Genomic DNA, 25,451 nt, shown 5'->3' on the forward strand with positions numbered 1-25,451 from the left:
ACGCGCTCGACGCCGCCGGCCTGCCGTACGCGATCGGCGAGCTGACCCTCGCGGACCTGGCGGCCGCCGACGGCGTGTTCCTCACCAACGCGATCCGCGGCGTGCAGTGGGTGCGCGAGGTGGCCGGCGTCGCGCGCTGGGACGCGCCCCACCCGCTGGCGGTGGCACTGGCGCGGCAGCTGCGCGCGGTCGCGGCCCCGGGCGTGGAGCGTCAGCGCGCCGACGGCGTCAGGGGATAGGTGTTGTCCGGGTCGCCGTCGCCGCGGCCGGACGGGAGCAGGTCGAACACGTTCCACACCGGGCTCATCAGGTCCATCCCGCGCATGCTCCCGTCGGGGAAGTCGGCGGGGGCCGTGGTGACGTGCCGCACCCCGTCGCCGTGGCGGGTGTGGACGCTGAACGCCGGGAACAGCGCGCCCCGGGACCCGGCCACGCCGAGGTCGTCGAGGAACGTGGTGCCTGCGGCGGACACCAGCCGCACCCGGGACCAGCCGCGGGTGCGGGCCCACGCCCGGACGGCCGGGAGCGGGGCGGGCGCCATGACGGCGAACCCGGTGCGCCGGGCGAGGTGGCGTTCCACCCCGTTCAGGCCGTCGACGAACATCGAGCACGCCGCGCAGGCCGCGGTGTCCTCCGGGTGCAGCATCAGGTGGTAGAGCACCAGGTGGTCGTGGCCGGCGAACAGCTCCTCGAGCGTGACGGGCCGCTGCGGGCCGTCGGCGGCGAGGTCGACGGGGCCCTCGGTGAACGTGTACTCCCCGAGCGGGGCGCCGGGCGGGAGCGCGCGGCGGAGCGCCGCGACGGCCTCGATCCGGTCCCGCAGCTCGGCCTCGGCCGCCACGAGCTCCGTCCGCGCGCGGACGTACTCCGCGCTCGCCCCGTGCGGCCACAGCCGCGGTCGCTCCCCCTCGACGTGCAGCGTGATGCTCTTCAGCTCGGTCCACCACTGCGTGGTGCTCACGGCTCCTCCTCGGCGATCGCCTTGATCATGGCCAGCCGGGCGTCCCAGAAGTCCTCGACGAACGCGCGCAGCTCGCCCAGCGCGTCCGGCTGGGCGCGGTAGAGCCGCCGCGTGCCGTCGCGCCGCTCGGTGACGAGCCCGGCGCCGCGCAGCACCCGCAGGTGCTGCGACACGGTCGGGCGGGCGACGTCGGGGAACCGGGCGGCGATGGCTCCCGCCGGCAGCTCCGCATCGCGGACCAGCCGGAGGATGTCGCGCCGGCGGGGCTCGACGAGCGCTTCGAGGACGGCCTGCACGGCTAAAGCGTAAGCCAAAACCTACGTAGGTGTCTACCTACACTTGCGCCGTGCAGGTGGGGACCCGGCGCGAGGTGGGGTTCGACACCCGGTAGAAGCAGTGCTCCCGGCGTGCGGCACAGTGGAGGGCGTGCTGGCCCTCTTCTCCCCGCCCACGGGTGCCCGCGTCTTCCGCGCGATCGCGATCGCCGAGGCCTGCTCGTGGGTCGGGCTGCTCATCGGGATGTTCTTCAAGTACGTCGTCGTGCTCGACGACATCGGCGTGAACGTGTTCGGGCCGACCCACGGCGCGCTGTTCGTCGCCTATGTCGTGATCACGCTGCTGGTCGCGCGCCAGTACCGATGGAGTGTCAGCGCGACGGTGCTGGCGCTGGTCGCGAGCATCCCGCCGCTCGCCACGCTGTGGTTCGAGCGCCGCGCGCGGCGCAGCGGGCTGCTCGCGGAGCCGGCCACCGCGTGACGCGTCGCCCGGCCCGCCCCACGGTCACGCGGGGGCGACCGCCGCCGTCAGGGCCTGGTCGAGGTCGGCCACCAGGTCGCGCGGATCCTCCAGGCCCACCGAGAAGCGCAGGTGGCCGTAGCGGCGGAACTCCTCCGGGTAGAACCGGGCGCGCTCGTCGTCGCCCGCGACGTGCACGATCAGCGACTCGTCGTGCCCGAGCGACACCGCCGAGGTGATCACCTGCAGCGCCGCCACGAACCGGTTCTGCGTGGCGGGGTCGCCGTGCACCGCGAACGCGAGCATGCCGCCGAACCCGCCGTCGAGCGTGCGCGCGGCCAGGGCGTGCTGCGGATGCGACGCGAGCCCGGGGTAGGCGACGTAGGCCACGCGCGGGTCGTTCTCCAGGAACTCCGCGACGGCCAGCGCGTTCGCGCAGTGCGCCCGCATCCGCATCGGCAGCGTCACCGACCCGCGCATGATCAGCCAGGCGTTGAACGGGCTGATCGCGCCACCGACGTTCACCATCGCCTCGCTCCGGATCCGCCCGACGAGGTCGGTGCCCGCCGCGCCGCCGCCGATCACGGCGCCGCCCATCGCGTCGCCGTGCCCATTGACGTACTTGGTGAGCGAGTGCACGACGACGTCGGCGCCGAGGGCCAGCGGACGCTGCAGCACGGGCGTGGCGAACGTGGCGTCCACCGACAGCAGGGCGCCCGCGGCGTGGGCGAGCTCGGCGGCCGCGGCGACGTCGGTGATCCGGGTGGTCGGGTTCGCGGGTGTCTCGACGTGGACCACGCGGGTCTCCGGGCGGATCGCGGCGGCGACCGCGGCGAGGTCGGAGGAGTCCACGAGCGTTGCCGTGATCCCGTACTTCTGCGGGAGCAGCTCGGTGAGCAGCCGGTAGGTGCCGACATAGGTGTTGTCGGAGCAGACGACGTGGTCACCCGACCGCAGCGCGGCGAAGAACACCGCGTGCTGGGCCGCCATCCCGCTGGCCAGCGCCACCGCCGCCGCGCCGCCCTCGAGCGCGGCGAGCTTCTCCTCCAGCCAGCCCTGGTTCGCGCCGCCGTTGCGGGTGTAGAGCGGGGTGCCGGTGCCCGACCAGGACAGCTCGGAGGGGTCGTCGGGCAACGCGTAGGAGTTGGCCATCACGAGCGGGCGGCGGATCGCCCCGCTCCCGGCGTCGACGGCGTTGCCGGCGTGGACGGCGAGCGTGGCCAGGCGCGGGGTGTCGGGGTGCGGGGTGTCTGATTCGGGCACCCCGCATTCGTACCCGCTACTCCTGCGCCGCCAGCGCGCGGTAGGCGGGACGCAGCAGCTCGGTGACGGGCTCGCCGCGCACCGCGATGGGGAACGCCGGCACCTGGTCGAGCAGGGCGTCCGGCGGTGTGCTCGGGCCGGCCAGCCGCTCGGCGGGCTCGGCGCCCGGCGCCCAGTAGGCGTGCATGACCTCGGCCAGTGCCGGCACGCCCTCGGCGGGGCCCGCCGGGGTGGCGGCGGCGCGGCGGGCCCGCAGGTCCTCCAGCAGCGTCTCGCGGTCGCGGCCGCGCAGCGCGAGGATCTCGAACGGGTCGGCGTCGAAGCGCTCGGCCAGCACGTAGAACACCGCGGCCAGGTGCTTGCACGGGACGGCGTGGTCGGGGCAGCTGCAGTCCATCGCGAGGTCGCGGGTGGTCGCCGGGAACAGGCTCAGCCCGACGCCGAGAACACCTCCTCGATGTCGCGGGGCATCTCGCCGCCCAGCAGCGCGGCCGCGTAGGAGGCGTCGTCGGCCAGCGCCTGCGCGACCGCGCCCCATTCGAGCTTGCCGAACGCCGGGATGCCGATCCGCACCTTGTACGGCCGCGGCCTGCTGCCCTGCACCTGGGCCACGGCGCCGCCCGCGTCGACGTCGAGGGAGATGATCTGCCCCGCCCGGGCGTAGGTGCGCCCCCGTGACAGCCGCCCGCCCAGGCCCATCGACTCGAGCACGGTGAGGAACCGCTGCGACCACCAGGTGCGGGCGATCGGCCCGCGGGTGCTGCTGATCTGGATGCCGCCCTCGACCCGGCGGGGCCGGGTGGGCTCGGCGTCGCGCCACCAGAAGGGGTCGGGCTCAGATGTCCTCGACGGCATCGTCGGCCTCCTCCTGCAGCGCCTCGGAGCCGAGGGTGAACAGCTCCCGGAGGGTGTCGGTGGACAGCTCGGTGAGCCAGCTCTCGCCGTCGCCCACCACCATCGACGACAGCGCCTTCTTCTTGGTGATCATGTCGTCGATGCGCTCCTCCACCGTGCCCGGGCAGACGAACTTGCGCACCTGCACGTTGCGGCGCTGCCCGATGCGGAACGCGCGGTCGGTGGCCTGGTTCTCGACCGCGGGGTTCCACCAGCGGTCGACGTGCATCACGTGGTTGGCCGCGGTCAGCGTGAGGCCGGTGCCGCCCGCCTTGAGCGAGAGCAGCATGATCGGTGGGCCGTCGCCGGACTGGAAGCGGGTGACCATCTCGTCGCGGCGCTTCTTCGGGGTGCCGCCGTGCAGGAACGCGACGTCGGTGTCGAACCGGGCCGACAGGTGCGGCACGAGCAGGTGCCCGAACTCGGTGAACTGGGTGAAGCAGAGCACGCGGTCGCCCTCGTCGAGGATCTCGGCGAGCAGCTCCTCCATCCGGAGGATCTTCCCCGAGCGGCGGCCGATCACCGAGCCGTCGTGCAGCAGGTGCGCGGGGTGGTTGCAGACCTGCTTGAGCTTGGCCATCGCGGCGAGGACGTTGCCGCGCCGCTCGATCCCGTCGGAGTCCTCGATCTTCTCCATCATGTCGTCGACGACCGTGCGGTAGAGCGACGCCTGCTCGCGGGTGAGCCGGTAGTGCTGGGTGATCTCGATCTTCTCGGGCAGGTCGTCGATGATCGACGGGTCGGTCTTGACCCGGCGCAGCAGGTACGGGCGGGTGACGCGGCGCAGCAGCGCGGCGGCCTCGGTGTTGCCGTGGCGTTCGACGGGGATCGCGTAGCGGGCGCGGAAGCGGTCGGCCGAACCGAGCAGCCCGGGGTTGAGCACGTCCATGATCGACCACAGCTCCGAGAGCCGGTTCTCCACCGGCGTGCCGGTGAGGGCCACCCGGTGCCCGGCGTCGAACCGGCGGACGGCGCGCGCGTGTGAGGCGCGGCTGTTCTTCACCGCCTGCGCCTCGTCGAGCACCAGACGGTGCCAGGCGACGCCGGCGAGCTCGTCGGCGTCGCGGGTGGCCGTGGCGTAGGTGGTGACGACGAGGTCGGACGCCGCGACCGCCTCGGCGAGTGCCGGGCCGTGCAGCCGCGCGGAGCCGTGGTGGGCGTGCACCCGCAGATCCGGTGCGAACCGGGCGGCCTCTCGCTGCCAGGTGCCGACCAGCGACATCGGGCAGATCAGCAGCGTGGGCCCGACCTCCCCGGCGCCGTGGCCGCCCGGTGAGCGCTCGTGGGCCTCCAGCGCGAGCAGCTGCACGGTCTTGCCCAGGCCCATGTCGTCGGCGAGGCACGCGCCCAGCCCGAGGCGGGCGAGGAACGCCAGCCACGCCACCCCGCGCTGCTGGTAGGGCCGCAGCTGTGCGCGGAAGCCCAGCGGGGGCTCGACCGGGGCGATCGCCCCCTCTGCGGTGCCGGCGAGGAGGTCGCCGATCCAGCCGTCGGCGCGGATGTCGGTGACCGGCAGCGGGAGCTCCTCGCCGTCGACCGGGTCGTCGGGGTGGCGCTGGGCGAGGGCGAGGACCTCGGCGACGGTGGGGGCGGCGCCGACACGGCGCGTGCGGGACCGCCGCAGGAACGCGAGCCCGGCGCGCAGCCGCTCGGCGTCGACGGTGACCCACTTGCCGCGCAGCCGCACGAGCGGCGCCTTGGCCGCCACCAGCTCGGCGAGCTCCTCCTCCGACAACTCGTCGTCGCCGACGGCGACCGACCAGTGGAAGTCGGCGAGCTGCTCGCGCCCCAGGCCGCCGCGGGTGACGACCCGGTCGGCGGGCGTGCTGCGGGCGCTCAGGGTGAGCCCGACGCGGCGGGCGCCGTCCCACCCCGCGGGCAGCTGCACCCCGAACCCGGCCTCGACGAGCAGCGCCGCGCCGGCGGTGAGGAAGTGGTGGGCGCCCTCGAGGTCGAGGTCGAGCACGCTCGGCGTGGCGGCGCGCAGCGCGCCGGCCAGCTCCGGTAGCACGTGTGCGGCTCGGCCGAGCTCGGCGAGCAGCAGCTCCTGCGGTTCGGCGATCAGCCGGTCGGCACCGCCCGCCCACACCTGCTCGGCCGGCACCAGGAGGCTCGGGTCGGCCGTGGACTGCAGCAGGAACTCCAGCACCCAGCGGGTGCCCTCGCCGGTCTGGTCGAGCGGGTCGGGACCGGGGTCGTCGGGGTCGTGCAGGGTGCTGACCTCGGTGAGCCGGAAGCAGGCCCGGCCCTCCCCGGTGACGGTGGTGCCGAACGCATCCCACTCGCCGACGGCGTCGGCCAGCGCGCCCAGCTCGCCGGCCGGGGCGTCGACGCGCGCGTCGGGGGTGAGCAGCGCGGCGAGCCAGGCCTCGGCGGCGGGCAGCTGCTGCGGCGCCCGGCCCCGGCGCGGCGGCAGCACGGTGACGGGCTCGGCGGCGCGGGCGAGGCGGTCGCGCACGGCGGCGTCGGTGAGCGCGTGGAGCGCGTCGGAGACGAGGGCGTGCGGGTCGGCGCCCCGGCCCGGCTCGACGCCCCGCACGGCGCCGGTGGCCTCCGCCCGGCCGACCGGCGGCAGCGCGGCCACGAGCGCGTCGAGGGCGACGGCGTCGAGCCCCTGCACGACCGGGCGCCACCGGGCGAGCGCGTGGTCGCGGCGGCGGTGGAGCGTGGGCAACACCCGGCCGCGCGCCGCGAGGTCGGCGGCCAGCGCCGCCACCCGGCGGAGGTGCGCCACGGTGGCCCCGTATCGGGCCTCGTCGGCCGGGTCCTCCAGTTCGGCGACGTCGACGGCGAGCGCGGGCACCGACCACGGCCGCAGCACGGGGCCGCCGCGCGGCGCGCCGCCCCGGCCGCCGGTGCGCACCAGCGCGGGGGACGCGAGCGGGCCGCCCGGCCGCGACGGCAGCAGCAGCGTGACCGTGGCCGGCTTGCCCGGGTGCAGCGCCGCGAGCGCGGCCGACGGCGCCGCGAACGGGTGGGGCCGGGCCGAGCGCAGGGAGCGGCTCGACGACGTGGCGGGCCGCTCGCCGTCCTCGGCCCAGAGCAGCACTCCGCGACCGGGGGACCAGAGAGCGTGGACGGCGAGCACGTCGACCAGCCTACGAAGCGACCCCGACAGTCACGTCGACGGCGGGTCAGAGGCCGAAGCCCGCCCGCTCCGCGTCCGGCACGAGGGTGGCGTAGTCGGCGTGTCGCGCGATCCACTCGCGCACGAACGGGCACGCCGGCAGCACCGCCAGGCCGCGCTCGCGGGCGATGTCGAGGGCGCTGCGCACGAGTGCGCCGCCCACGCCCTGGCCCTCGAACGCGTCGTCGACCTCGGTGTGCGTCATCGTGATCGTGTCGTCGCGGAGCCGGTACTCGGCGAACCCGGCGAGGGCGTCGCCCCGCGAGGCCTCGAACCGGGACCGGGCGGGGGCGTCGGCGACCGAGATGTCCATCAGGCGTTTCCTCCGAGCGAACCGTGCGGGACGTAGGTGGCGGGGACGACCCCCAGCTTGCCCTTCTGGTAGTCCTCGAACGCCTCCAGCACCTCCGCCTTGGTGTTCATCACGAACGGGCCGGCCCACGCGATCGGTTCGCGGATCGGCCGTCCGCCGAGGATGATCACATCCAGGCCGGGCAGGCAGGACTCCTGCCGCTCGTTGCCGGCCACCGTGATCGTGTCGCCCGGGCCGAACAGCGCGGCCTGGCCGGTGTGCACCGGGTGCCGGTCGGGCCCCACCGACCCGGCCCCGGAGAGCACGTAGACCAGCGCGTTGAAGTCGCGCCGCCACGGCAGCCGCACCGTGGCGCCGGGGGAGACGGTGGCGTGCATCATCGCCATCGGCGTGTAGGTCGAGCCCGGGCCGGTCAGCCCGGCCAGCTCACCCGCGATCACGCGGATCAGCGCACCGCCGTCGGGCGTGGTGAGCAGCGCCGACGCGCCGGCGCGCAGGTCCTGGTACTTGGGCTCGAGCCACTTGTCGGCCTTCGGCAGGTTCACCCACAGCTGCACGCCGTGGAAGAGCCCGCCGCTGACCACCAGGCTCTCCGGCGGCCGCTCGACCGGGCTCAACCTCAGCGCGGACCGTTCTCTTCCCGCCCTACTCGGGTGTGCGGCGGGTGACCGCCTTCGCGAGGAACCCGCGCACGGCCTGCCGCGCGCCGTCCATGATCTCCGGGCCGTGCGTGAAGCCGGCCCGGTCGTACTCCAGCTCGCCCAGCACGTGCGCGGTGCGCCTGCTGAGCCGGAAGTCGGTGCACAGCATCCGCGGTGAGTACCGCAGCCCGAGGACGTTGAAGATCGCGTCCCCGGTGATCAGCGTGCGGGTCGGCTCGTGCAGCAGCGAGATGTGCCCGGGGGAGTGCCCGGGAGTGGCGACCACGCGGAGCCCGCCCGCCACGTCGAGGACCTGCCCGTCGACGAGCCGCTCACCCACCGGGACCGGCGGGAAGGTGTTCCCGGGCATGCGGGACATGAGCCTGCCGCCGAGGGTGGACGTGTCCTGGGGCGGCGCGTTGCCCTCCTCGGCGTACGGGGCGTCCCGCTCGTGGACGGCGACCGGCGCGCCGGTGCTCCCGGCCAGCTCGGCGGCCCCGGAGGCGTGGTCGGGGTGGGCGTACGAGAGCGAGCTTGCGAGCTCACCATCCGACACAGCAGCGCGCGAGCGCTGCCGACGAGCGTCAGCGAGGAGGCGGCGTGAGCACGATCCGCGTGACGTCGGCGGGGTGCTTCCCGATCGCCGCGAGCCCGGCGACGATCCGCGGGGCGCGGTCCTGAGGCCGGTGTCGACGAGCGTGACCGACCCGTCGTCGTCGACCAGCGCGCCACGCATGTCTGATGGCTGAACGCCGTCGCGAAGCAGGCGGACAGCCATCAGTGAAAGAACGAGTTCGTGCCCCACGAGCCGATGGTGGGGATCCGGAAGACGCCGGGCGCCGGCGCGACCGCGGGGGGAGGAGCCATGCTCGGAGGCTAGCCCCGCGGCGGTGGGCGACGGCTGTGGAAGCGCTGAGAGCGGGGACAATCGCGGGGTGCCCGCCCTGGACCCCGCCGAGCAGCGCGCCCGGCTGGCCGCCGCCCCGGTCGCCCGGCTCGCCACGCTGCGCCCCGACGGCACCCCGCGGCTCGTGCCGATCACGTTCGCGCTCGTGGACGGGGTGGTGTGCTCCGTGGTGGACGAGGTGAAGCCCAAGCGCAGCACGCGGCTGGCGCGGCTCGCGGACGTCGCACGCGATCCACGCGTGGGGCTGCTCGTCGACCACTACGCCGACGACTGGTCGACGCTGTGGTGGGTGCGGGTGGACGCCACCGCCGCCGTGCACGCCGACGGCGCGCTGCGGGACCGGGCGCTCGCGGCACTGCGGGCGAAGTACCCGGCCTACGCCGCGGCCGCGCCGGACGGGGTCGTCCTGGTGGTCACGCCGACGCGCTGGACGGGCTGGACGGCGTCCTGACCCGCGGGTCGAGGTGGGCGAGCGCGGCCGCGACCGGGTCCGGGCCGGCGGGCAGGAGCGGCAGCCGTACCGCGGCGCTCCCGATCCGCCCGACGGCGTGCAGCACCCCCTTGAGCACGGTCGGGTTCGGCTCGGCGAACAGGGCTCCGGACAGCCGTGCGAGCGCGCCGCCCAGCGCCCGGGCCGTCGCCACGTCACCGTCGCGCCAGGCCAGGACGAGCGCGGCGAACCGCTCCGTGTGCAGGTGCGCCGACGCGAGCACCGCCCCGGCGGCGCCCAGCGCGAGCAGCGGCGACGCGACCACGTCGTCACCGGCCAGCACGGCGAACCCGGGCGGCGGGTCCGCGAGCAGCTCGACGGCGTCGGCGTCCAGCGCGCCCACCGCGTGCTTCACCCCGACGACGCCGGGCAGGGCGGCCAGCCGCCGCAGCGTCGGGGCGGACAGGCTGCGGCCCGTCCGGTGGGGGACGTGGTAGACGACGACCGGGACCGGGCTGCGCCGCGCCAGCTCGGCGAAGTGGGCCACCACACCGTCCTCGGTGGGGCGGGTGAAGGCGGGCACCGGCACGAGCGCGGCCCCCGCCGTGGGCCAGGCAGCCAGCTCGGCGAGGGCGGCTGCGCTGCGGCGGGTGTCGTTCGTGCCCGCGCCCACGGTCAGCGTCGCCCCGGTCGTCCGGGCACGCGGGTGGCGACCTCGAGCACCGTGCGCCGCTCGGCGTCGGTCAGCGCGGCGGCCTCGCCCGTCGTGCCGAGCGCGACGAGCCCGGACGCGCCGGCGGCCACGACCTCGCGGGCGAGCTCCTCCAGGGCGACGGCGTCGACCTCGCCGAACGCGGTGAACGGGGTGATCAGGGGGACGTGCACGCCGGTGAGATCCACGACGCCGAGCCTCGCGCCCCCGGGTCGTCACGTCGAGTTCCGATTTCTTGCCTCGGCCGTAAGCTCAGCTGATGCTCGATGTGCGCAGGCTGCGGATGCTCCGGGAGCTGTCCCGGCGCGGCACGATCGCCGCCGTCGCGCAGGCGCTGGCCTACACCCCGTCCGCGGTGTCGCAACAGCTCGCCGCGCTGGAGAAGGAGGCCGGCGTGGCGCTGCTGGAGCGGTCGGGGCGGCGGGTCGTGCTCACCCCGGCCGCGACGGCGCTCGTCGAGCACACCGAGGCCGTCCTCGAGCGGCTCGAGCGGGCGGGAGCGGAGCTCGCGGCCACGCGCACCGGGCCCGCCGGGCCGCTCGTGGTCGGGGCGTTCCCGTCGGCGGCGCGAGCCGTCGTCCCGGCCGCGCTCGCCCGGCTGGCGGCCGAGCATCCCGGGCTGGTCCCGGCCGTGCGGGAGATCGACCCCGCCGCCGTCGCCGACGCGGTGCGGGCGGGCGAGCTCGACGTCGCGCTGGTGCACCGCTACGACTTCGTCGCGGCGCCGCCCGAACCCGGCCTGGACACCGCGCACCTGTTCGACGAGCCGATGTTCCTCGCCGCGCCCCGCGACCTCGCCCCGCGCCCCGGGGCGGCCGACCCCCTCGGACGCTGGCGCGACGCCCCGTGGATCATGGCGCCGCCCGCCACCCGCTGCGGCACGATGAGTGTGCGGGCCTGTGAGGCGGCGGGGTTCACCCCCCGCGTGCGGCACGTCGTCGACGACTTCGCCACCGTGCTCGCCCTGGTGGGGATCGGCCACGGCGTGGCGCTCGTGCCGCAGCTGGGGCTCGTCGACCCGGCCCCGGGCGTCCGGCTCACCCGCCTCGCGATGCACCGCACCACGCTCGCGGCGTACCGGCGCGGGGCGGGCGCGCATCCGGCGATCGCCGCGTTCGTGCGGGCGGTGCGCGAGGTGGAGCTGCCGCCGATCCGCGCGGTGGACTGAGTCAGGGCAGGCCGCGCAGGAACGCCGTCACGGCTGCCTCGACGTCGTCGGGGCGCTCCAGGTGCGGGGCGTGCCCGCAGTCGAGCATCAGCACCTCGACCGGTCCGCCGGCGCGGGTCCGCACCTCCTCGACGTGCACCGCGGTGCCGTACTCGTCCGCGGTGCCCTGCACGGCGAGCGTCGGGCAGCGGATCCCGGGCAGCGCGGGGCGCAGGTCCCAGTCCCGGAACTCCACCGACAGCCACACGTCGTTCCAGTGCCGGAACGTGACGTCCGGGTCGCAGTGGTGGCGGGCCATCCGGCGCCGCAGGTCGCCCTCGGCGAAGGTGCGGCGCGCCTGCCGGATGCCGGCGAGCCCGTGCTCCTCCACGAGCACGTGCGGTGCCAGCACGACCAGCCCGGTGACGTCCGCGGCGGCCGCGTGCAGCAGTGCGATCGACGCACCGTCGCTGTGCCCGACCAGGACCGGGCGCTCGAGGCCGAGCGCGGCGACCAGCGCCGGGACGACGGTCTCCGCCTCCTCGTGGGCGAACCGCGCGGTCCGCTTCCGGGGCGGGAGGTCGGAGAACCCGTGGCCGAGGCGGGAGTACGCCACCGCCCGGCGTCCGGTGGCCGCGGCGACCCGGCGGTGAAAGCCCCGCCACAGCCCGACCGAGCCGAGCCCTTCGTGCAGGAACAGCAGGGGAGCGAGTGCCGGTCCGCCGGGGACGTCGTCGTACTCGACGCGCCCGCCGGGGACCTCGACGGTCGGCAGCCCGGGCCCGGTGTTCACGTCCAGCGCCGGCGGGCGAGCAGGACAGCGGCGCCGAGCAGCCCGGCGGCGACGGCGATGCCCGCCCCCGCGAAGACCCGGCCCACCGGCGAGAAGGACGTGGTCGTCGCGTCGCTGCCGTCCACCACGGCCGGGGCCTGCTGCTGTGCCCCGGCCGGGGCAGGCACTCCGCCGCCACCGGACGTGGCCTGCGTTCCCGAGGCGTACCCGGGCCCGGCCTCCGGGGTGCCGGTGACGGTGACCTCGAGGCGGATCGGGACCGGGGTGGGGTCCTCGGCCGCGCCCAGCTCCACCGCGATGTAGTACCAGCCCGCGATGCTCTGCGTCCGCGTCGCCACCACGTCGGCGGTGCGGTTGTTGTAGCGCACCGGGACCGTCGTGACCGCGGGCTTGCTCGTCGGCAGGACGCTGGCGTTGCCGGTGTAAGCGGTGAAGTCGGCGTCGATCCGCTGGCGCACGGGCGTGTACACCGTCGTGCCGATCGGGGAGATGTTCTCCGAGCCCCGGCCCGGGGTCTCGCCGAAATGGACGCGGTAGGCGAGGCCCTGTCCCCAGTCCAGGCGGACGCGGTAGAAGACGAACTCGCTCCGCCGCAGCGTGTCGGTGTAGGTGCCCGAGCCGCCGAGCGTGCCCGCCGTGTTGAACGACCCGCCGCCGACCACCGGGTGCCGGGGCCCGGCCGGTTCGGCGAACGCCGCGGGCGGCAGCACCGCCACCGGCCCGGTGTCGGCGGCCGCGGGCTCCACGGCGACGAGCAGCTCCACCGGCAGCCGTTCCGGCACGCCCAGCGACACCGTGTCCCATTCGAGGGCGAAGAAGTAGCGGTCCCCGCCCTTGCACCGGTCCCCGCTCGTGCTGCCGGTCTCCGCCTCGGTGGCGCCGGTCCACGTCGTGGCGACGGTGAGCGTCCCGCCGTCGCTGGAGTCGGTGATCAGCTCCGACACGAACTCGTAGCAGTCCTGCCCGTCGGCGCCGTACGTGCGCAGCTGCAGCGTGTTCATGTCCTCGGTCGGGGAGATGCCGCGCAGACGGGGGAAGGAGACGGTGGCGCTGAAGTACGCCGTGGCGCCCTGCGGCACGTCGACGGCGTAGTAACGCTTCTCTTTCTGGCCGAGGGTGTCGAGGTGCTGTCCGGGTGCGGCAAGCGGCGCTCCGTCGTAGCTCGGGGTGCCGGTGATCGGGGTGCCCGCGGGCTCGTAGTTGCGCATCGCGCTCGCGGCCACGCGGGGCAGCACCCGCTGGAGGGCCTCCGCGTCGGGGGCGTCGGTGTACGTGCCGCCGGTGGTCTGGGCGATGCAGGTGAGCTGGGCCCGTGCCGCGTCGTCCACCCCGAACCCGACGGCGTGCACCACCAGGTCCACCCCCTGCCCGGCGAGGGTGCGCGCGACCTCGCACGGCTCCGGCGGTGCGCAGGTGTCCTCCCCGTCGGAGACGAGCACGATCGAGCGGGGGCCCTCGGCGGGCAGGTGCTCGGCGGCCACCTGCAGGGAGCGCCCGATCGGCGTGTAGCCGCGCGGGACCAGGGCGTCCACCGAAGCGGTGAATGCCGCCCGGTCGACCGGCGCCGGCTCGCGCAGCACCGTGACGTCGCGGCAGCCCGGCTCCCGCTCGGCATCGGAGTTGCCGGTTCCCGTGCCGTAGGCGGCGAGCCCGACGGGCGCGCCGTCGGGCACCGTCTCGACGAGGGCGTGCACGGCCCGTTTCGCCGCCTCCATCTTCGTGCCCCCCGCCGGGTCGGCTCCCGTCATCGAGCCGGAGGCGTCCAGCACCACCATGGTTGCCGCCACCTCGTCCGGTGCTTCCTGGGCGCTCCCGGCGGCGGGGGCGAGCAGGAGGCACAGGATGCCGGCGAGCGCGGCTGCCGCCGATCGGGTGAACGTCAACACGCTGCGGAGTCTGCCATTCGTCAGTCGGGCAGCTGCGCGAGGAGCTTCCTCGGGGCGACCTGCCGGTAGGCGTCGGTGACGATCTCGGCGATCTCGTCCCAGTCCACCTCGCCGTCCAGCCACACCCCGAGCCAGCCGTGCCCCCCGACGTATGGCGGCCGGAAGAACCGCTCGGGGTCGGCGGCCACCAGCTCCTCCTGCGCTCCCGGGGGCGCGGCGCACCAGAGCGCCACGCGGTCGTCGTGGTGGTGGTCGGCGTACATGACGAACACCTTGCGCACGAACCACGTCGGCTCGCCGTGGCTGACCTTCTCGGTCACCTCGGGCAGGGCCGTGCAGAGCGCACGCAGCCGGGGGAGCGGGTCGGTCATGCCGGCACCGCCCGCAGCACCGAGTAGCCGCTCGGCGGCGCCGGGGAGACGTCGGTGAGCCGCAGGCCGGCCGCGTCCAGCAGCGCGGCGAACTCCACCTCGGTCCGCTCCCGGCCGCCGGTGAGGACCAGCATGTTGAGGTCGCTCATCAGCGTGATCCGCTGGGCCGCGAGGGCGTCCGGGTCGGCGTCCAGCACCGGCTCCACGACGAACAGCGTGCCGTGCGCGGGCATCGCCTCCCGAACGCGCGTCAGGACGGCGACGTTGCGCTCGTCGTCCCAGTCGTGGATCACGCTCTTGAGCAGGTGGGCGTCCGCGGCCGGGACCGCGGCGAACATGTCACCGGTCACGACCACGCAGCGCTCTCCCGCCACCGGGTCCCCGACGCCGGACGGGGTGTCGAACAGGATCCCGCGCAGGCCCGGGTGCGCTGCGAGGAAGGCCGCGAGCAGCGTGCCGTTGCCGCCGCCGACGTCGGCGAGGGTGCCGACGCCGGTGAGGTCGCAGCTCGTGACGATGCCGGGGGCGGCGCTGCGGGTGCCCTCGGCCATCGCCTCGGTGAAGATCGCGTTCAGCGTCGGGTCCTGCGCCATGTGCTCGAACGAGGACCTGCCCGTGATCTTCTCGAACGCCGGCTCGCCGGTGCGGACGCTCCACTCCAGCTCGCCCCACGCCCGCCACACGGCGTCACCGCAGAACAGCTGCGCCAGGTTACCCACCGAACCGGGCCGCCCGGTGCGCAGCAGCTCACCGCCCGCGGTCAGCGCGAACCGGCCGTCCGCCGTCGGCCGGACCAGGTCGAGCCCCACCGCGGCCCGCAGCAGCCGCCCGAGCGCGCCCGGATGGGCCCCGGTCCGCGCGGCGAGCTCCTCGACGGAGGCCGGCCCCTCGCCGAGCGCGTCGGGCACGCCGAGCCGGGCGAGGGTCTGCATCAGCTGGCCGGGGAAGAAGCCGAACAGCAGCTCGACGAGCCTGCCGCGCTCGGCCGACGCCGTCGTCACGGCTGCACCGGAGGGCGGTAGGTGCCGACCGACCAGAGGTTGCCCTCCGGGTCGGACACCGCGTACTCCCGCGACCCGTACGGCTGGTCGACCGGCTCCTGCACCACCGTCGCGCCGGCGGAGACCGCCCGGGCGTGGTGGGCGTCGACATCGTCGGCGACCACGTAGAGGACCGCCCGTCCCGTGTCGAACGGGTCGGAACCGCGGCGGGTACCGATCATCACGACGCCGTCGCCGTAGCTCAGCTCGGCGTGCCCGACGCTCCCGTCGGCGGCCATGGACACGTGCTGCTCGACGAACCCGAGCGCGTCGGTGAGGAACGCGATCGCCGCCTTCGGGTCGTCGTAGCGCAGGGTGGGGTGGATGGTCATGCCGGGGACGGTAGGGCGCGGGCGCGGGCCGAGCTTGAACGAATGGGAACAGCCGCCGGGAAATGACAGGAAAGCCACGTTCCGGTCATTCAACGTCAGGAACGTGGCTTTCCTGACGGTCGGGTGCGGGTGGCGGGGCCCGCTCGGTCAGGTACTCCGACGGGGTGCAGCCGGCCAGCGCGCGGAACTCCCGCACCAGGTGGGCGTGGTCGGCGTAGCCCGACGCGGCGGCGACGTCGGCGATGCCCCGGCCCGGGACGAGCAGGTCGGCCGCCCTCCGGAACCGCAGCACTCGGGCGGCGGGCTTCGGGGCGAGCCCGACCTGCGTGCGGAACCGCGTGAGGAGATGGCGCCTGCTCCAACCGGTGCCGGTGGCGAGGTCGTGCACGGCGGCGGTGCCGCCGGAGCGCACGAGCTGCCGCCACGCCCACGCCACCTCCGGGTCGGGCCGCGCCCGCGAGGCGGCCAGCCTGCTCAGCAGCACCGCGTCGAGCCGGGCGAAGCGCTGCGGCCAGCCCGGGTCGGCCGCCAGCCGCTCCGGCAGCGCGCCGAGCTCGGGCACCTCCAGCGCGTCGACGGGCGGCGCGACGTTCGTCAGCTCCGGCATCGGCCTGCCCAGCAGGGTGTACAGCCCGAGCGGGGTCAGGTCGACCTGCATGCCGTGCTGCGCGCCGGTGAACTCGGTGAGCACCGCCGCGTCGTGCATCCCGGCCAGGAACGACGCCGGGGCGCTCGGCCCCGCCGGCCCGTGCAGGCGCAGCGCCGCCCCGAAGGACAGGATCAGCGTGCACGTGCCGGTGGGGGCCTGCCGGCGCCGCAGCGGGACGGCGCTGAACTCCCGGTAGCCCTGGTAGCGCACGGCGAGGCCGCTCAGCGCCGCGTGCGGCGTGGCGAGGACGTACTCGGGCCCGTCCACGCCCACCAGCATGGCGGCGCGCGCGGCCATCGGCTACACCGGACGCGTGACGATCACGTTCGACCAGCTCGTCGACCGCGCCGCCGCCCTCGCCGCGGGCCCGCACCGCGCGATCCTCGGCGTGACCGGCAGCCCGGGCGCGGGCAAGTCCACGCTGGTGGCGGCGCTGCTCGCGGCCCTGCGCACGCGCCTCCCGGCGGGCGCACTGGCGCACGTGCCGATGGACGGGTTCCACCTCGCGGACGTCGCGCTCACCCGGCTCGGGCTCCTCGACGCGAAGGGCGCGCCCGACACGTTCGACGCGGGCGGCTACGTCGCCCTGCTGCGGCGGCTGCGCGCCGACGCCGAGGACGTGGTCTACGCCCCGGCGTTCGAACGCGACCTCGAGCAGCCCCTCGCCGGCGCGATCGCCGTGCCGCGGGAGGCCCGGTTGGTGCTCACCGAGGGCAACTACCTGCTGCTGGAGCGCGGGCGGTGGCCGGAGGTCCGCCCGGAGCTCGCGGAGGTGTGGTTCTGTGACCCGCGCCCGGACGTGCGGCTGGCCCAGCTCACCGCGCGGCACGTGGCGTTCGGCAAGGACCCGCAGCGGGCCGCGGCGTGGGTGCAGGCCGTGGACGAGCCGAACGCCGCGCTGGTGGAGGCGACCCGCTCCCGGGCCGACCTCGTCGTGCCCGCCTCCGTCCTGGAGTCCCTCAGCTGAGCCGCGCCCGCGCGTAGACGGCCATCGCGTCGCGCAGGTAGGCCGCCAGCCCGGGTGCGGTGGCGTCGATCGTCGCGGTGAACCGCTCGTCGTCGACGTAGAGCTGCCCGAGCCCGATGTAGGCGTCGCGCCCCGGGGTCCAGAAGTGGCACACCCACCCGTGGTGGCGGGCGACGACCTCCTGCACGGCGGGGTCGTCGACGGGTGCGCCCTCCCGCATCGCCGCGGCCAGGTCGCGGTGCACGGCGTGGGCCTCGCCCATGACGCGGCCCGCGGCGGCGTCGTCCCAGCTCGCTGGGGGCGCTCCGTAGTAGCGCAGCCCGCCGTGATGTCACTGGCGGATCTCCGCCTGGCGGCGTTGATCCGCGAGACAAGAGCTGGGCCCGGTGTGCGCCGGCCGGAGCAGCCCCACGTGGTCGTAGTGCCGCAGCGTGCGCGAGCTGACCCGGGACATCCGGGCCACCTCGGCCGTCGACCAGCGCATGTCCGTCACGGTAGGAGTTGACGCTGCGTCAAGCGCGAGCCGAATCAGCTGTGATGGGCGGCACGGTGCGCGGCGAGGACGTCGAGACCGAAGTCGGCCTCGGGATCGCGCCACACGGCGTGCGCGTGGTTGGCGTCGTTCTGCGTGTTGTCCCACTCGGCGAGCAGCCGCGGCCCGTGCAGCCGGTAGTAGTGCGGCGCGCCGGGCTCGAGGGAGCCGGCCCAGGCGACGTGGACGGCGTCCAGCTCGGCGGGATCGGCGTACCGGGCGAGCGGGGAGACCGCGGCGGGGACGCGGTCCAGGTACGTGGCGAGCAGGGCGAACACCATCTCGCGCTGCGCGGTGTCGAGGTCGGCGGCGGCCACCCCCTTCGGGGTCGGCGTGAGCGCGACGGCGTCGTCGTCGGCAGGGGCGGTCTCGTCGGCGACCCGGCTGCGGTTGCCCGTGAGGATGTCCGACGGGGCGCGCGGCAGCAGCACCGCCCGGGCGGCGAGCTCGCGGGGCAGCGACCGCACGAGCTCCCTGGCGAGCTCCTCCGGACCGGCGAGCGGCCGCAGCTCGGTGCCGCCCAGGAGCGGCGACCGGGCCGGGTTGGCGCCGAGGAAGTTGGGGGTGGTGGCCGCCACCCGTCCGTCGACCACCAGGTTGTTCAGCGACACGTGGTGCCCGCCGAACCGCCAGCCCCACGGGGCCGTCCCGCCGGGCGTGCCGAACACCCGCAGGTAGTACAGCCCCGGGTCGCGCCCACGCTCGCGGCCGTGGCTCGGGCGGAAGCCCTCGGCCCGGTCGAGCACGTTCTCCAGCCCGATCACCGTGGCGACGGTGGTGAAACCCGCCTCCGATAGCCCGGTGGCCACGAGGCGCATCGCGAGCTGCTGCTGCGCCGGGCGCTGCGCGTGGAAGGTCAGCCCGCCGTGGTCGACCGGGGTGTAGAACCAGCGCAGCCGCTCGGCGTCGCCCTCGCGATCGGCGGCGGACGGCGCCGCACCGGTCGCCACCGCGCGCTGCCCGGCGTCGAGGGACGCGAGCCACGCGCCGGCCGCCTCGGCCATCCGCCCCGCTGTCGCCACACCCTCCGGCTGCACGGTCTCGTCGCTGCTCGCGTCCACCATGCGGCTCAACCTAACGCGGTCGCTGCGATCAGCCACAGGGCGTGACGGAGCAGTCCTGCCGGGGCGTCGGCTCCGGGTCGCCGCCGAAGAGGCGCGGGGCGCCGTCGGCCCCGTCGCCGCCGGGCTGCGGCGTCGGGGTGGGCGCGACCTCGCCGGGCCCGCCCGCGGGCGCACCGCCGTCGGGAGGAGGCGGGCCCTGCTCGGGACCGCCGGGCGCGCCCGGAACCGGCGACCCCGGCGACGGGGCGGCGCCGCCGGGCGGGGCGTTCGGGTCCGGCGGGGCGTTCGGAGCCGGCGGGGCGTCGGGGTCGTTCGCGTCGGGGGCGGCCGTGGCCGGCGGGACGGGCGTCGGCGCCGTGGTCGGCGCGTTCGGCGGCGCGGTGGACGGCGCCTCCCCGATCGGCCGGAACGGGGCGAACTGCTGCACCGGCTCGCCGGCGAGCGCGTCGGTCATGAACAACTGCCACACCTCACCGGGCAGGCCCGCCCCCTCCACGGGCGCGCCCCGCGCCGTGCGGATCGGCGAGTTCATGTCGGTGCCCATCCACACCGACGTCGCGAGCGTGGGGGTGAACCCGGCGATCCAGGCATCGTTGTTCTCGCCCTCGAACCGGGACTGCACGGTGCCCGTCTTCGCCGCGACCGGCTGCGCACCGGGCAGGGCCAGCCCGTCGTGGGCGGCGACCTCCAGCATCGACTCCGTGACGTTGCGGGCGACGCGCTCCGGGAAGCGCCGCTCGCCCTCGACGGCGGCCTCGTAGAGCACGCTGCCGTCCGCGGTGACGACGGACGCGACGAAATGCGGCTGGTGCCAGACCCCGCCCGCCGCAAGCGTGGCGTACGCCGACGCCAGCTCGAACGCGCTGACCTCCTTGTTGCCGAGCGCGATCCCCGCCGTCGGGTCCTCCAGCGGGGCGGTGATCCCGGCCGCCCTGGCCGCCGCCGCAACGGCCTCCGGGCCGACCTGCCGAGCGAGGGAGTGGAACACGACGTTGTTGGACATCGTCATGGCCTGCTTGAGGTCGCAGCGCTCGCACTCCGCGCCGTCGGCATTGCGCAGGCCCGGCACCTCCGTGCCGTCGAACACCTCGCCGAGCCCTACCGGGGGGTCCTGCAGCAGCCCGGCGAGCACGACGAACGGCTTGAACGTCGACCCCGCGAGCCGCCGGACCTGGGCGTAGTCCAGCCCGACGCCGTTCTCGCCACCATAGTAGGCGCGGACCCCGCCGGTGGCGGGGTCGATGGCCACCATCGAGCTGCGGAGGTTCACCGGCTGGCCGGCGAGGGTCTCGTGCACGGCCGCGACGGCGTGCTCCTGCCGGCGCGGGTCGATCGTCGTCGTGATCCGCAGGCCGTCCTGGGCGAGGGCCTGGTCGGAGATGCCCAGGTCCGCGAGCTCGGCCGTCACGGCGGTGACGATGTGCCCGCTGCTGTCGGCGGGCACCCCCCGCGAGAAGCTCCTCGTGCCGGACGTGGGCGGGAACCCGAGCGTCGCGCGGGTACCCGCGTCCAGCCAGCCCTGCGACGTCATGCCGTCGAGCACGAAGTTCCAGCGCTCGACGGCGCGCTCGGGGCTGACCGCTGGGTCCCAGCGCGACGGCGACTGGATCACCCCGGCGAGGAGCGCCCCCTCGCTCACCGTGAGGTCCTGGACGTTCTTGCCGAAGTACGCCTGCGCCGCGGACTGGATCCCGTAGGCGCCCCGCCCGAAGTAGATCGTGTTGAGGTAGTCGGCGAGGATCTCGTCCTTGCTGCGCTCCTGGGAGATCTTGACGGCGAGGACGACCTCCTTGTACTTGCGCCAGAGCGTCTGCTCGGCGCCGACCAGCGCCTTCTTCACGAACTGCTGGGTGATCGTCGAGCCGCCGCCCACGCCGCCGCGCAGCTGGTTCCAGGCCGCCCGCAGGATGCCGGTGAGGTCGAAGCCGGGGTTGGAGTAGAAGGTGCGGTCCTCGGCCGCCAGCACCGCGTGCCGGACGTGCACCGGCACCTGCTCGATCGACACCTTGATCCGGTTGCCCTCCTCGGGGACGAGGCGGGTCAGCGGGGTGCCGTCGGCGAAGGACACCAGGGCCACCTGGTTGTTCACCGCGTCGTCCGGGCTGGGGACGGTGAACAGGAGATAGCCCGCGACGAACGCGAGCACCGGGGCGAGGACGACCGTGGCCGCACCACCGAGCGCCGCGTGCAACAGCCTGCGGCGCCTGCGGGCGCTGCGCTGCGCCGGGGTGAGCTGCATGCGCCGCCGGGAGCGGCGGGACGCGGGGCCGCGCCGGCCGCCGGGGGCGAGGGATCCCGGCAGCACCTCGGTGGCGTCGGGGACGCGGTGGCGGGCCGAGTCGTCCGGCGAGCCCGCCTTGGCCTTCGGCGGCTGCCACCAGCCCACCCCGGCCGGCGGCGCGTCGCGGCGGGACCGCTGGACCGGGAGCGCCGGGCGCTCCCCGGGCCCCGCCGACCGGGCCGCGCGTGCGGTGCGTGACCGGTTCACCGCCCCACCTCCCACGTCGCCCCCACGTCGCCGTCGCCTCCCCTCGCGGACGCCGGTTCAACGGATCGCCTGGGTCGTGCGGTGTGGGGGCGTCCACGACATCACCCGATGGGCGGGCGCGCGGAGTGTCCGACCGGGTGTTCGGCGGCGCGCCGGTCACGGATGGTGACGTCGGTCCGTCGTCCGCCCGTATCGCAGGCCTCGTAGTCTCGGCCGCGCCGGCCCGCGGGGGCCGTGCGAAGGGGGGAACCATGATCCGTCGTGTCGCCACCGTCGCGGGGGTGGCCGGAGTGCTCGCAGCGGCCGGCGCCCGCCGGCCGGTGCTCCGGCGCTGGCCCGCGTCGCTCGCGCAGATGCTGCCCTGCCTCCCGGCGTCGGAGGCGCCGGGCCCGCTCACCGCCGCGCACGCCGCGCTGGGGGCGCTGTCGCTCGCCCGCGGCGGCGTCGCCGGGGCGGTGGCGAACGCCGCGGCGGTCGCCGCGCTCGCCGGCCTGCGCGGGGACGCGGCCCGCTCGGCGGAGGTCCTGGAGTCGGCGCTGGCCTCGCTCGGCCCGGCCGCCCCCGACCCGCGCAACGACGGCAGGGTCGCCTCGGGCCGCAGCGCCCGCAAACGGAACCTGCGGGCCGCCGACGTCGCCTACGGTGACGAGCCCGACCACCGCCTCGACGTGTGGGCGAGCCCCGGCCTCGCCGCCGGCGCGGGCGCCCCGGTGCTGGTGCAGGTGCACGGCGGCGCGTGGACGATGGGCGACAAGTCCGTCTCCGCCGCCCCGCTGATGGCCCACCTCGCCGAGCGCGGCTGGGTGTGCGTCACGATCAACTACCGGCTCGGACCGGGGGAGCGCTGGCCCGCCATGATCGTCGACGTCAAGCGGGCGATCGCGTGGGTCAAGGAGAACATCGCCGACCACGGTGGCGACCCCGGGTTCGTCGCGATCAGCGGTGGCTCCGCGGGCGGACACCTCGCCGCGCTCGCGGCGCTGTCCCCGAACGACCGCGCCTTCCAGCCCGGCTTCGCCGACGCCGACACCTCCCTCGCCGCCGCCGTCCCGCTGTACGGCGTGTTCGACTTCTCCGTCGACGAGTACGGCCTGTTCGCGCTGCTCGAGGGCAAGGTCATGACCACCACCTCGGTCGACGACCCGCACACCTGGCAGCAGGCCTCACCCGTGCACCGCGCCGGCCCGCACGCCCCGCCGTTCCTCGTCGTGCACGGCACCGCCGACACCGTCGCGTCCGTGGGGCAGTCGCAGCGGTTCGTGCAGCGGCTGCGGGAGGTCAGCGAGCAGCCCGTGTTCTACGCGGAGCTGCCGCGCGCGCAGCACGGTTTCGACGAGCTGCCGACCGCGCGCACCGGGCACGTCGTGCGGGCGGTGCACCGCTTCCTGACCGCGGCGCACGAGCGGTACCGGGCGGGCTGAGCCGGATGCCGCCGCCCGCCGCGGGTCGCCCCGCCGGCCCGGCCGCCCTCTGCCCGTGATCGCCGCGAGAGTGCGGTTGTTGCGGCCCCGGGTGTGGGAACGGTCATCTCGCGGCGATCACGGGTGGGGTGATCGGTGCGAGATGGCGGGTTTCGCTCCGCCGAGGGCGACGGGGGTCATCTCGCGGCGCTCGCACCGCAGGCGGTGATCTCCGGGGTGCGTGGCGTCCCCGTCCGGCCGCGATCAGGGGCGGAGGGTCGCGGTCCGAGATCCACTCGGCGCGTTCTGCCCGTGATCGCCGCGAGGGTGCGGTTGTTGCGGCCCCGGGTGTGGGAACGGTCATCTCGCGGCGATCGCGGGTGGGGTGAGCGTTGCGAGATGGCGGTTTTCGCTCCGGTGAGGACGACGAGGGTCATCTCGCGGCGCTCGCACCGCGGGCGGTGATCTCCGGGGTGCGCGGCGTCCCCGTCCGGCCGCGATCACGGGCGGAGGGTCGCGGTCCGAGATCCACTCGGCGCGTTCTGCCCGTGATCGCCGCGAGGGTGCGGTTGTTGCGGCCCCGGGTGTGGGAACGGTCATCTCGCGGCGATCACGGGTGGGGTGAGCGTTGCGAGGTTGCGGTTTTCGCTCCGCCGAGGGCGACGGGGGGCATCTCGCGGCGCTCGTACCGCGGGCGGTGATCTCCGGGGTGCGTGGCGTTCCCGTCCGGCCGCGATCATGGGCGGAGGGTGGTGGTCCGGGATCCACTCGGCGCCCTCTGCCCGTGATCGCCGCGAGGGTGCGGTTGTTGCGGCCCCGGGTGCCGAGATCGCCACCTCGCAGCGATCACCAGCCGCGTGATCGCTGCGAGATGGCGGCTTCTGCACCGCGGGGGACGACGAGCGCCATCTCACGGCGATCAGGGGCGCGGTGATGTCGGGGGCGGGCGTCAGACCGTCGCCGGCGTCACGGCCTCGGCGAACAGTTCGTAGGACCGCAGCCGGTCGGCGCCGTCGTGGGTGCTGGTCACCACCATCAGCTCGTCGACCCCGGTGCGCTCGAGCAGCTCGCGCACGCCGTCGCGGACCGTGGCGGGGGAGCCGATGATCTGGCTGCCGAGCCGGTGCTCGACGAAGAGCTTCTCCTCGTCGGTGTACGGGTACGCGCCAGCTTCCTCCGGCGTCGGGACCGGGCCCGGCATGCCGAGGCGCAGGCGCAGGAACTGCAGCGCGCCAGGCATCGCGAGCCGGTGGGCCTCGGCGTCGGTGTCGGCGGCGAGCACCGACGCGGCGATCATCGCGTAGGGCTGCTCGAGCACGGGGGAGGGCCGGAAGTGCTCGCGGTAGAGGGCGAGCGCGGGCAGCGTGTTCTCGGCGCTGAAGTGGTGGGCGAAGGCGAACGGCAGCCCGAGGATCCCGGCCAGCTGGGCGCTGTAGCCGCTGGAGCCCAGCAGCCAGATCGCCGGGTCCTGCCCCCGCGCGGGCACGGCCAGCACCGGGCCCTCGCCGCGGAAGTAGGCGGTGAGCTCGGTGAGCTGCTCCGGGAAGTCGTCGGCGCCCAGGGGGTCGGTGCCGCGGCGCAGCGCCCGCGCGGTGCGCTGGTCGGTGCCCGGGGCGCGGCCGATGCCGAGGTCGATCCGGCCGGGGTGCAGCGCGTCGAGCGTGCCGAACTGCTCGGCGATCACCAGCGGCTGGTGGTTCGGGAGCATCACACCGCCGGAGCCCACCCGGATCCGCGAGCTGGCCCCGGCGAGGTGGGCGATCAGCACGGCGGGGGAGGAGCTCGCGATGCCCGGCATGCCGTGGTGCTCGGCCACCCAGTAGCGGTGGAAGCCGAGCTCCTCGACGCGGCGGATCAGCGCGGTGCTGTGCTGCAGCGCCGCGGTGGCCGTCGAACCGGAGCCGATGGGGACGAGATCGAGCACGGAGAGAGGCACCACGCGTCGGTGCAACCCGCGTACACCACCGATTCTTCCCGGGCCCGCGGGAGCCGAACGGCGCAGCGGCGCGGCGCCGGGCGGGTGCCCCGCCGCTGCTCCCCGCCGTCGCGAGAACCTGCGGTGTGCCCGCCCCGCCCCTCGCCGCCGTGCTCGCCGACCTGCTCCGCGCGAGCGGGGCCACCGGAGCCTGCGCCGTCGACGCGCGGCGCGAGGTGGTCCTCGCCGCCGCCGGCGCCGCGGGCGACGTCGCCGATCTCACCGCCCTCGGCGGGCTGGCCGCCGCCGCCGGTGCCCTGGCCCGCCTCGACGACCTCGTCGTCACCGCGGGGCCGGTGGTGCACGTCCTGCGGGGATGCGGGCGCCCCGGCGTGTTCGTGTACGTGCGCCTGGACCGCACGCGCGCGGACGTCGAGGTCGCCCGCCGGGCCCTCGGCTCGCCCGGCCTGCACCGCGCGCTGCAGGCCGCGCCGGCGCCCGCGGCGGTCCCGCAGCAGCGCCTGCCGCCGCCCGTTCCCGTGCCGCCCGTTCCGGCGCCGCGGTTCCCCGCGGGTGGCCCTCCGGCCGAGGAACCGGCGCTCGTCACGTTGGCGGGGGAGCGGCCGGTCGTGCGCGCGGGGGCGCTCGCCGTGCTGGCGCTGCCGCCACCGGCGCCCGTCGCGGTGCCGCGGGCCGTCCCGCTCCCGCGACGGCGGACCTCCCCCGCTCCCGTGGCCGGTGCGCCCGCGGCGCTGCCGCAGGCGTGGTCGAGCGACCTCGGCACGCTGCAGCGCGTGCTGAGGGCGTTGCACGCGCTCTGACGGGCCGGGCCCCCTGCGCCGGAAACCGGCTCGCCGCCGCCCTCTAGCATCGTGGGAACACCC

28 protein-coding genes and 1 pseudogene are annotated in these 25,451 nt (G+C 75.7%); 7 read left to right on the plus strand and 22 right to left on the minus strand.

Annotated features, from left to right (window positions below):
• Positions 1-239, plus strand: a pseudogene (locus KME75_RS06525) (aminotransferase class IV); the annotation flags it as partial.
• Here KME75_RS06525 and KME75_RS06530 read toward each other — a convergent pair.
• Both KME75_RS06530 and KME75_RS06535 read right to left on the minus strand, forming a co-directional pair.
• A complete protein-coding gene (locus KME75_RS06530; RefSeq protein WP_219413628.1) occupies positions 212-961 on the minus strand; it encodes a DUF899 family protein in 750 nt (249 codons plus the stop codon). The pseudogene KME75_RS06525 and the gene KME75_RS06530 sit on opposite strands and share 28 nt — an antisense overlap.
• On the minus strand, positions 958-1,257 hold the full coding sequence (locus tag KME75_RS06535) for an ArsR/SmtB family transcription factor (protein ID WP_308282602.1): 300 nt from the start codon (positions 1,255-1,257) through the stop codon (positions 958-960). Before KME75_RS06535 ends, KME75_RS06530 begins: the two co-directional genes overlap by 4 nt.
• Before the next feature lie 130 nt (positions 1,258-1,387).
• Here KME75_RS06535 and KME75_RS06540 point away from each other — a divergent pair, with 130 nt between their 5' ends.
• Complete coding sequence (locus KME75_RS06540) at positions 1,388-1,717, plus strand: DUF3817 domain-containing protein (protein ID WP_308282603.1); 330 nt, start codon at positions 1,388-1,390, stop codon at positions 1,715-1,717.
• A gap of 24 nt (positions 1,718-1,741) precedes the next feature.
• On the opposite strand, the gene KME75_RS06545 is transcribed toward KME75_RS06540, so the two are convergent.
• The 7 genes from KME75_RS06545 to KME75_RS06570 are packed head-to-tail and all read right to left on the minus strand — an operon-like array spanning position 1,742 to position 8,490.
• The gene (locus KME75_RS06545) at positions 1,742-2,959 is read right to left on the minus strand and encodes a trans-sulfuration enzyme family protein (protein WP_219413630.1); all 1,218 of its coding nucleotides are present in this window, start codon (positions 2,957-2,959) and stop codon (positions 1,742-1,744) included.
• 16 nt (positions 2,960-2,975) lie between these two features.
• On the minus strand, positions 2,976-3,356 hold the full coding sequence (locus KME75_RS45675; protein ID WP_308282604.1) for an SWIM zinc finger family protein: 381 nt from the start codon (positions 3,354-3,356) through the stop codon (positions 2,976-2,978).
• 32 nt (positions 3,357-3,388) lie between these two features.
• Positions 3,389-3,814, minus strand: coding sequence for an SWIM zinc finger family protein (locus KME75_RS45680; protein ID WP_308282605.1), 426 nt, complete (start codon positions 3,812-3,814; stop codon positions 3,389-3,391).
• A complete protein-coding gene (locus KME75_RS06555) occupies positions 3,795-6,941 on the minus strand; it encodes a DEAD/DEAH box helicase (protein WP_219413631.1) in 3,147 nt (1,048 codons plus the stop codon). Before KME75_RS06555 ends, KME75_RS45680 begins: the two co-directional genes overlap by 20 nt.
• A 46-nt stretch (positions 6,942-6,987) precedes the next feature.
• Positions 6,988-7,293 carry a GNAT family N-acetyltransferase gene (locus KME75_RS06560; RefSeq protein ID WP_219413632.1) on the minus strand — a complete coding sequence of 102 codons (306 nt, stop codon included), beginning with the start codon at positions 7,291-7,293 and terminating at the stop codon, positions 6,988-6,990.
• Positions 7,293-7,910: a pirin family protein gene (locus KME75_RS06565; protein WP_246631599.1), complete on the minus strand. Its 618-nt coding sequence runs from the start codon at positions 7,908-7,910 to the stop codon at positions 7,293-7,295. The genes KME75_RS06560 and KME75_RS06565 overlap by 1 nt, the downstream gene beginning before the upstream one ends.
• A gap of 28 nt (positions 7,911-7,938) precedes the next feature.
• Positions 7,939-8,490 carry an MBL fold metallo-hydrolase gene (locus tag KME75_RS06570; protein WP_219413633.1) on the minus strand — a complete coding sequence of 184 codons (552 nt, stop codon included), beginning with the start codon at positions 8,488-8,490 and terminating at the stop codon, positions 7,939-7,941.
• Between the two features lie 379 nt (positions 8,491-8,869).
• Here KME75_RS06570 and KME75_RS06575 point away from each other — a divergent pair, with 379 nt between their 5' ends.
• The gene (locus KME75_RS06575) at positions 8,870-9,292 is read left to right on the plus strand and encodes a TIGR03668 family PPOX class F420-dependent oxidoreductase (protein ID WP_219413634.1); all 423 of its coding nucleotides are present in this window, start codon (positions 8,870-8,872) and stop codon (positions 9,290-9,292) included.
• Here the strand turns inward: KME75_RS06575 and KME75_RS06580 are convergent.
• Positions 9,255-9,944 carry a dihydrodipicolinate synthase family protein gene (locus KME75_RS06580; RefSeq protein WP_308282606.1) on the minus strand — a complete coding sequence of 230 codons (690 nt, stop codon included), beginning with the start codon at positions 9,942-9,944 and terminating at the stop codon, positions 9,255-9,257. The two genes, KME75_RS06575 and KME75_RS06580, sit on opposite strands and share 38 nt — an antisense overlap.
• 2 nt (positions 9,945-9,946) lie before the next feature.
• Positions 9,947-10,171 (minus strand): dihydrodipicolinate synthase family protein, encoded by a 225-nt coding sequence (locus KME75_RS44810; RefSeq protein ID WP_308282607.1) that lies wholly within the window; start codon positions 10,169-10,171, stop codon positions 9,947-9,949.
• A 71-nt stretch (positions 10,172-10,242) separates the two neighbouring features.
• Here KME75_RS44810 and KME75_RS06585 point away from each other — a divergent pair, with 71 nt between their 5' ends.
• Positions 10,243-11,151, plus strand: coding sequence for a LysR family transcriptional regulator (locus KME75_RS06585; RefSeq protein ID WP_219413635.1), 909 nt, complete (start codon positions 10,243-10,245; stop codon positions 11,149-11,151).
• 1 nt (position 11,152) lies between these two features.
• Here the strand turns inward: KME75_RS06585 and KME75_RS42715 are convergent, their stop codons facing one another.
• From KME75_RS42715 to KME75_RS06610, 6 genes are all read right to left on the minus strand, one after another.
• Positions 11,153-11,923 (minus strand): alpha/beta fold hydrolase, encoded by a 771-nt coding sequence (locus KME75_RS42715; protein WP_308282608.1) that lies wholly within the window; start codon positions 11,921-11,923, stop codon positions 11,153-11,155.
• The gene (locus KME75_RS42720; protein ID WP_308282609.1) at positions 11,920-13,809 is read right to left on the minus strand and encodes a vWA domain-containing protein; all 1,890 of its coding nucleotides are present in this window, start codon (positions 13,807-13,809) and stop codon (positions 11,920-11,922) included. The genes KME75_RS42715 and KME75_RS42720 overlap by 4 nt, the downstream gene beginning before the upstream one ends.
• A 20-nt stretch (positions 13,810-13,829) precedes the next feature.
• Positions 13,830-14,180: an MmcQ/YjbR family DNA-binding protein gene (locus tag KME75_RS06595; RefSeq protein WP_219413636.1), complete on the minus strand. Its 351-nt coding sequence runs from the start codon at positions 14,178-14,180 to the stop codon at positions 13,830-13,832.
• Positions 14,177-15,181: a methyltransferase gene (locus tag KME75_RS06600; RefSeq protein WP_219413637.1), complete on the minus strand. Its 1,005-nt coding sequence runs from the start codon at positions 15,179-15,181 to the stop codon at positions 14,177-14,179. Before KME75_RS06600 ends, KME75_RS06595 begins: the two co-directional genes overlap by 4 nt.
• Complete coding sequence (locus tag KME75_RS06605) at positions 15,178-15,552, minus strand: VOC family protein (protein ID WP_219413638.1); 375 nt, start codon at positions 15,550-15,552, stop codon at positions 15,178-15,180. Before KME75_RS06605 ends, KME75_RS06600 begins: the two co-directional genes overlap by 4 nt.
• A gap of 85 nt (positions 15,553-15,637) precedes the next feature.
• Positions 15,638-16,498: a helix-turn-helix domain-containing protein gene (locus KME75_RS06610; protein WP_219413639.1), complete on the minus strand. Its 861-nt coding sequence runs from the start codon at positions 16,496-16,498 to the stop codon at positions 15,638-15,640.
• Between the two features lie 22 nt (positions 16,499-16,520).
• On the opposite strand from KME75_RS06610, the gene KME75_RS06615 reads away from it, so the two are divergent.
• On the plus strand, positions 16,521-17,168 hold the full coding sequence (locus KME75_RS06615) for a nucleoside/nucleotide kinase family protein (RefSeq protein ID WP_308282616.1): 648 nt from the start codon (positions 16,521-16,523) through the stop codon (positions 17,166-17,168).
• On the opposite strand, the gene KME75_RS06620 is transcribed toward KME75_RS06615, so the two are convergent.
• Genes KME75_RS06620 through KME75_RS06635 form a run of 4 tightly spaced genes read right to left on the minus strand, consistent with a single transcriptional unit; the run spans position 17,161 to position 21,252 of the window.
• On the minus strand, positions 17,161-17,487 hold the full coding sequence (locus KME75_RS06620; RefSeq protein ID WP_281424434.1) for a TipAS antibiotic-recognition domain-containing protein: 327 nt from the start codon (positions 17,485-17,487) through the stop codon (positions 17,161-17,163). The two genes, KME75_RS06615 and KME75_RS06620, sit on opposite strands and share 8 nt — an antisense overlap.
• A 12-nt stretch (positions 17,488-17,499) precedes the next feature.
• Positions 17,500-17,652, minus strand: coding sequence for a MerR family DNA-binding transcriptional regulator (locus KME75_RS06625; protein WP_219413642.1), 153 nt, complete (start codon positions 17,650-17,652; stop codon positions 17,500-17,502).
• A 44-nt stretch (positions 17,653-17,696) separates the two neighbouring features.
• On the minus strand, positions 17,697-18,764 hold the full coding sequence (locus KME75_RS06630) for a DUF3500 domain-containing protein (protein WP_219413643.1): 1,068 nt from the start codon (positions 18,762-18,764) through the stop codon (positions 17,697-17,699).
• 28 nt (positions 18,765-18,792) lie between these two features.
• The gene (locus KME75_RS06635) at positions 18,793-21,252 is read right to left on the minus strand and encodes a transglycosylase domain-containing protein (protein ID WP_308282610.1); all 2,460 of its coding nucleotides are present in this window, start codon (positions 21,250-21,252) and stop codon (positions 18,793-18,795) included.
• A 251-nt stretch (positions 21,253-21,503) separates the two neighbouring features.
• Here KME75_RS06635 and KME75_RS06640 point away from each other — a divergent pair, with 251 nt between their 5' ends.
• The gene (locus KME75_RS06640) at positions 21,504-22,673 is read left to right on the plus strand and encodes an alpha/beta hydrolase (RefSeq protein ID WP_219413644.1); all 1,170 of its coding nucleotides are present in this window, start codon (positions 21,504-21,506) and stop codon (positions 22,671-22,673) included.
• 928 nt (positions 22,674-23,601) lie between these two features.
• Here the strand turns inward: KME75_RS06640 and KME75_RS06645 are convergent.
• Positions 23,602-24,588, minus strand: coding sequence for an LLM class flavin-dependent oxidoreductase (locus KME75_RS06645; protein WP_308282611.1), 987 nt, complete (start codon positions 24,586-24,588; stop codon positions 23,602-23,604).
• A gap of 125 nt (positions 24,589-24,713) precedes the next feature.
• Between KME75_RS06645 and KME75_RS06650 the strand changes: the two genes are divergently transcribed.
• On the plus strand, positions 24,714-25,388 hold the full coding sequence (locus KME75_RS06650; protein ID WP_219413645.1) for a hypothetical protein: 675 nt from the start codon (positions 24,714-24,716) through the stop codon (positions 25,386-25,388).
• Positions 25,389-25,451 lie beyond the last annotated feature (63 nt).

This window comes from Pseudonocardia nigra (assembly GCF_019396355.1).
In the GTDB taxonomy this organism is placed as follows: Bacteria; Actinomycetota; Actinomycetes; order Mycobacteriales; family Pseudonocardiaceae; genus Pseudonocardia; species Pseudonocardia nigra.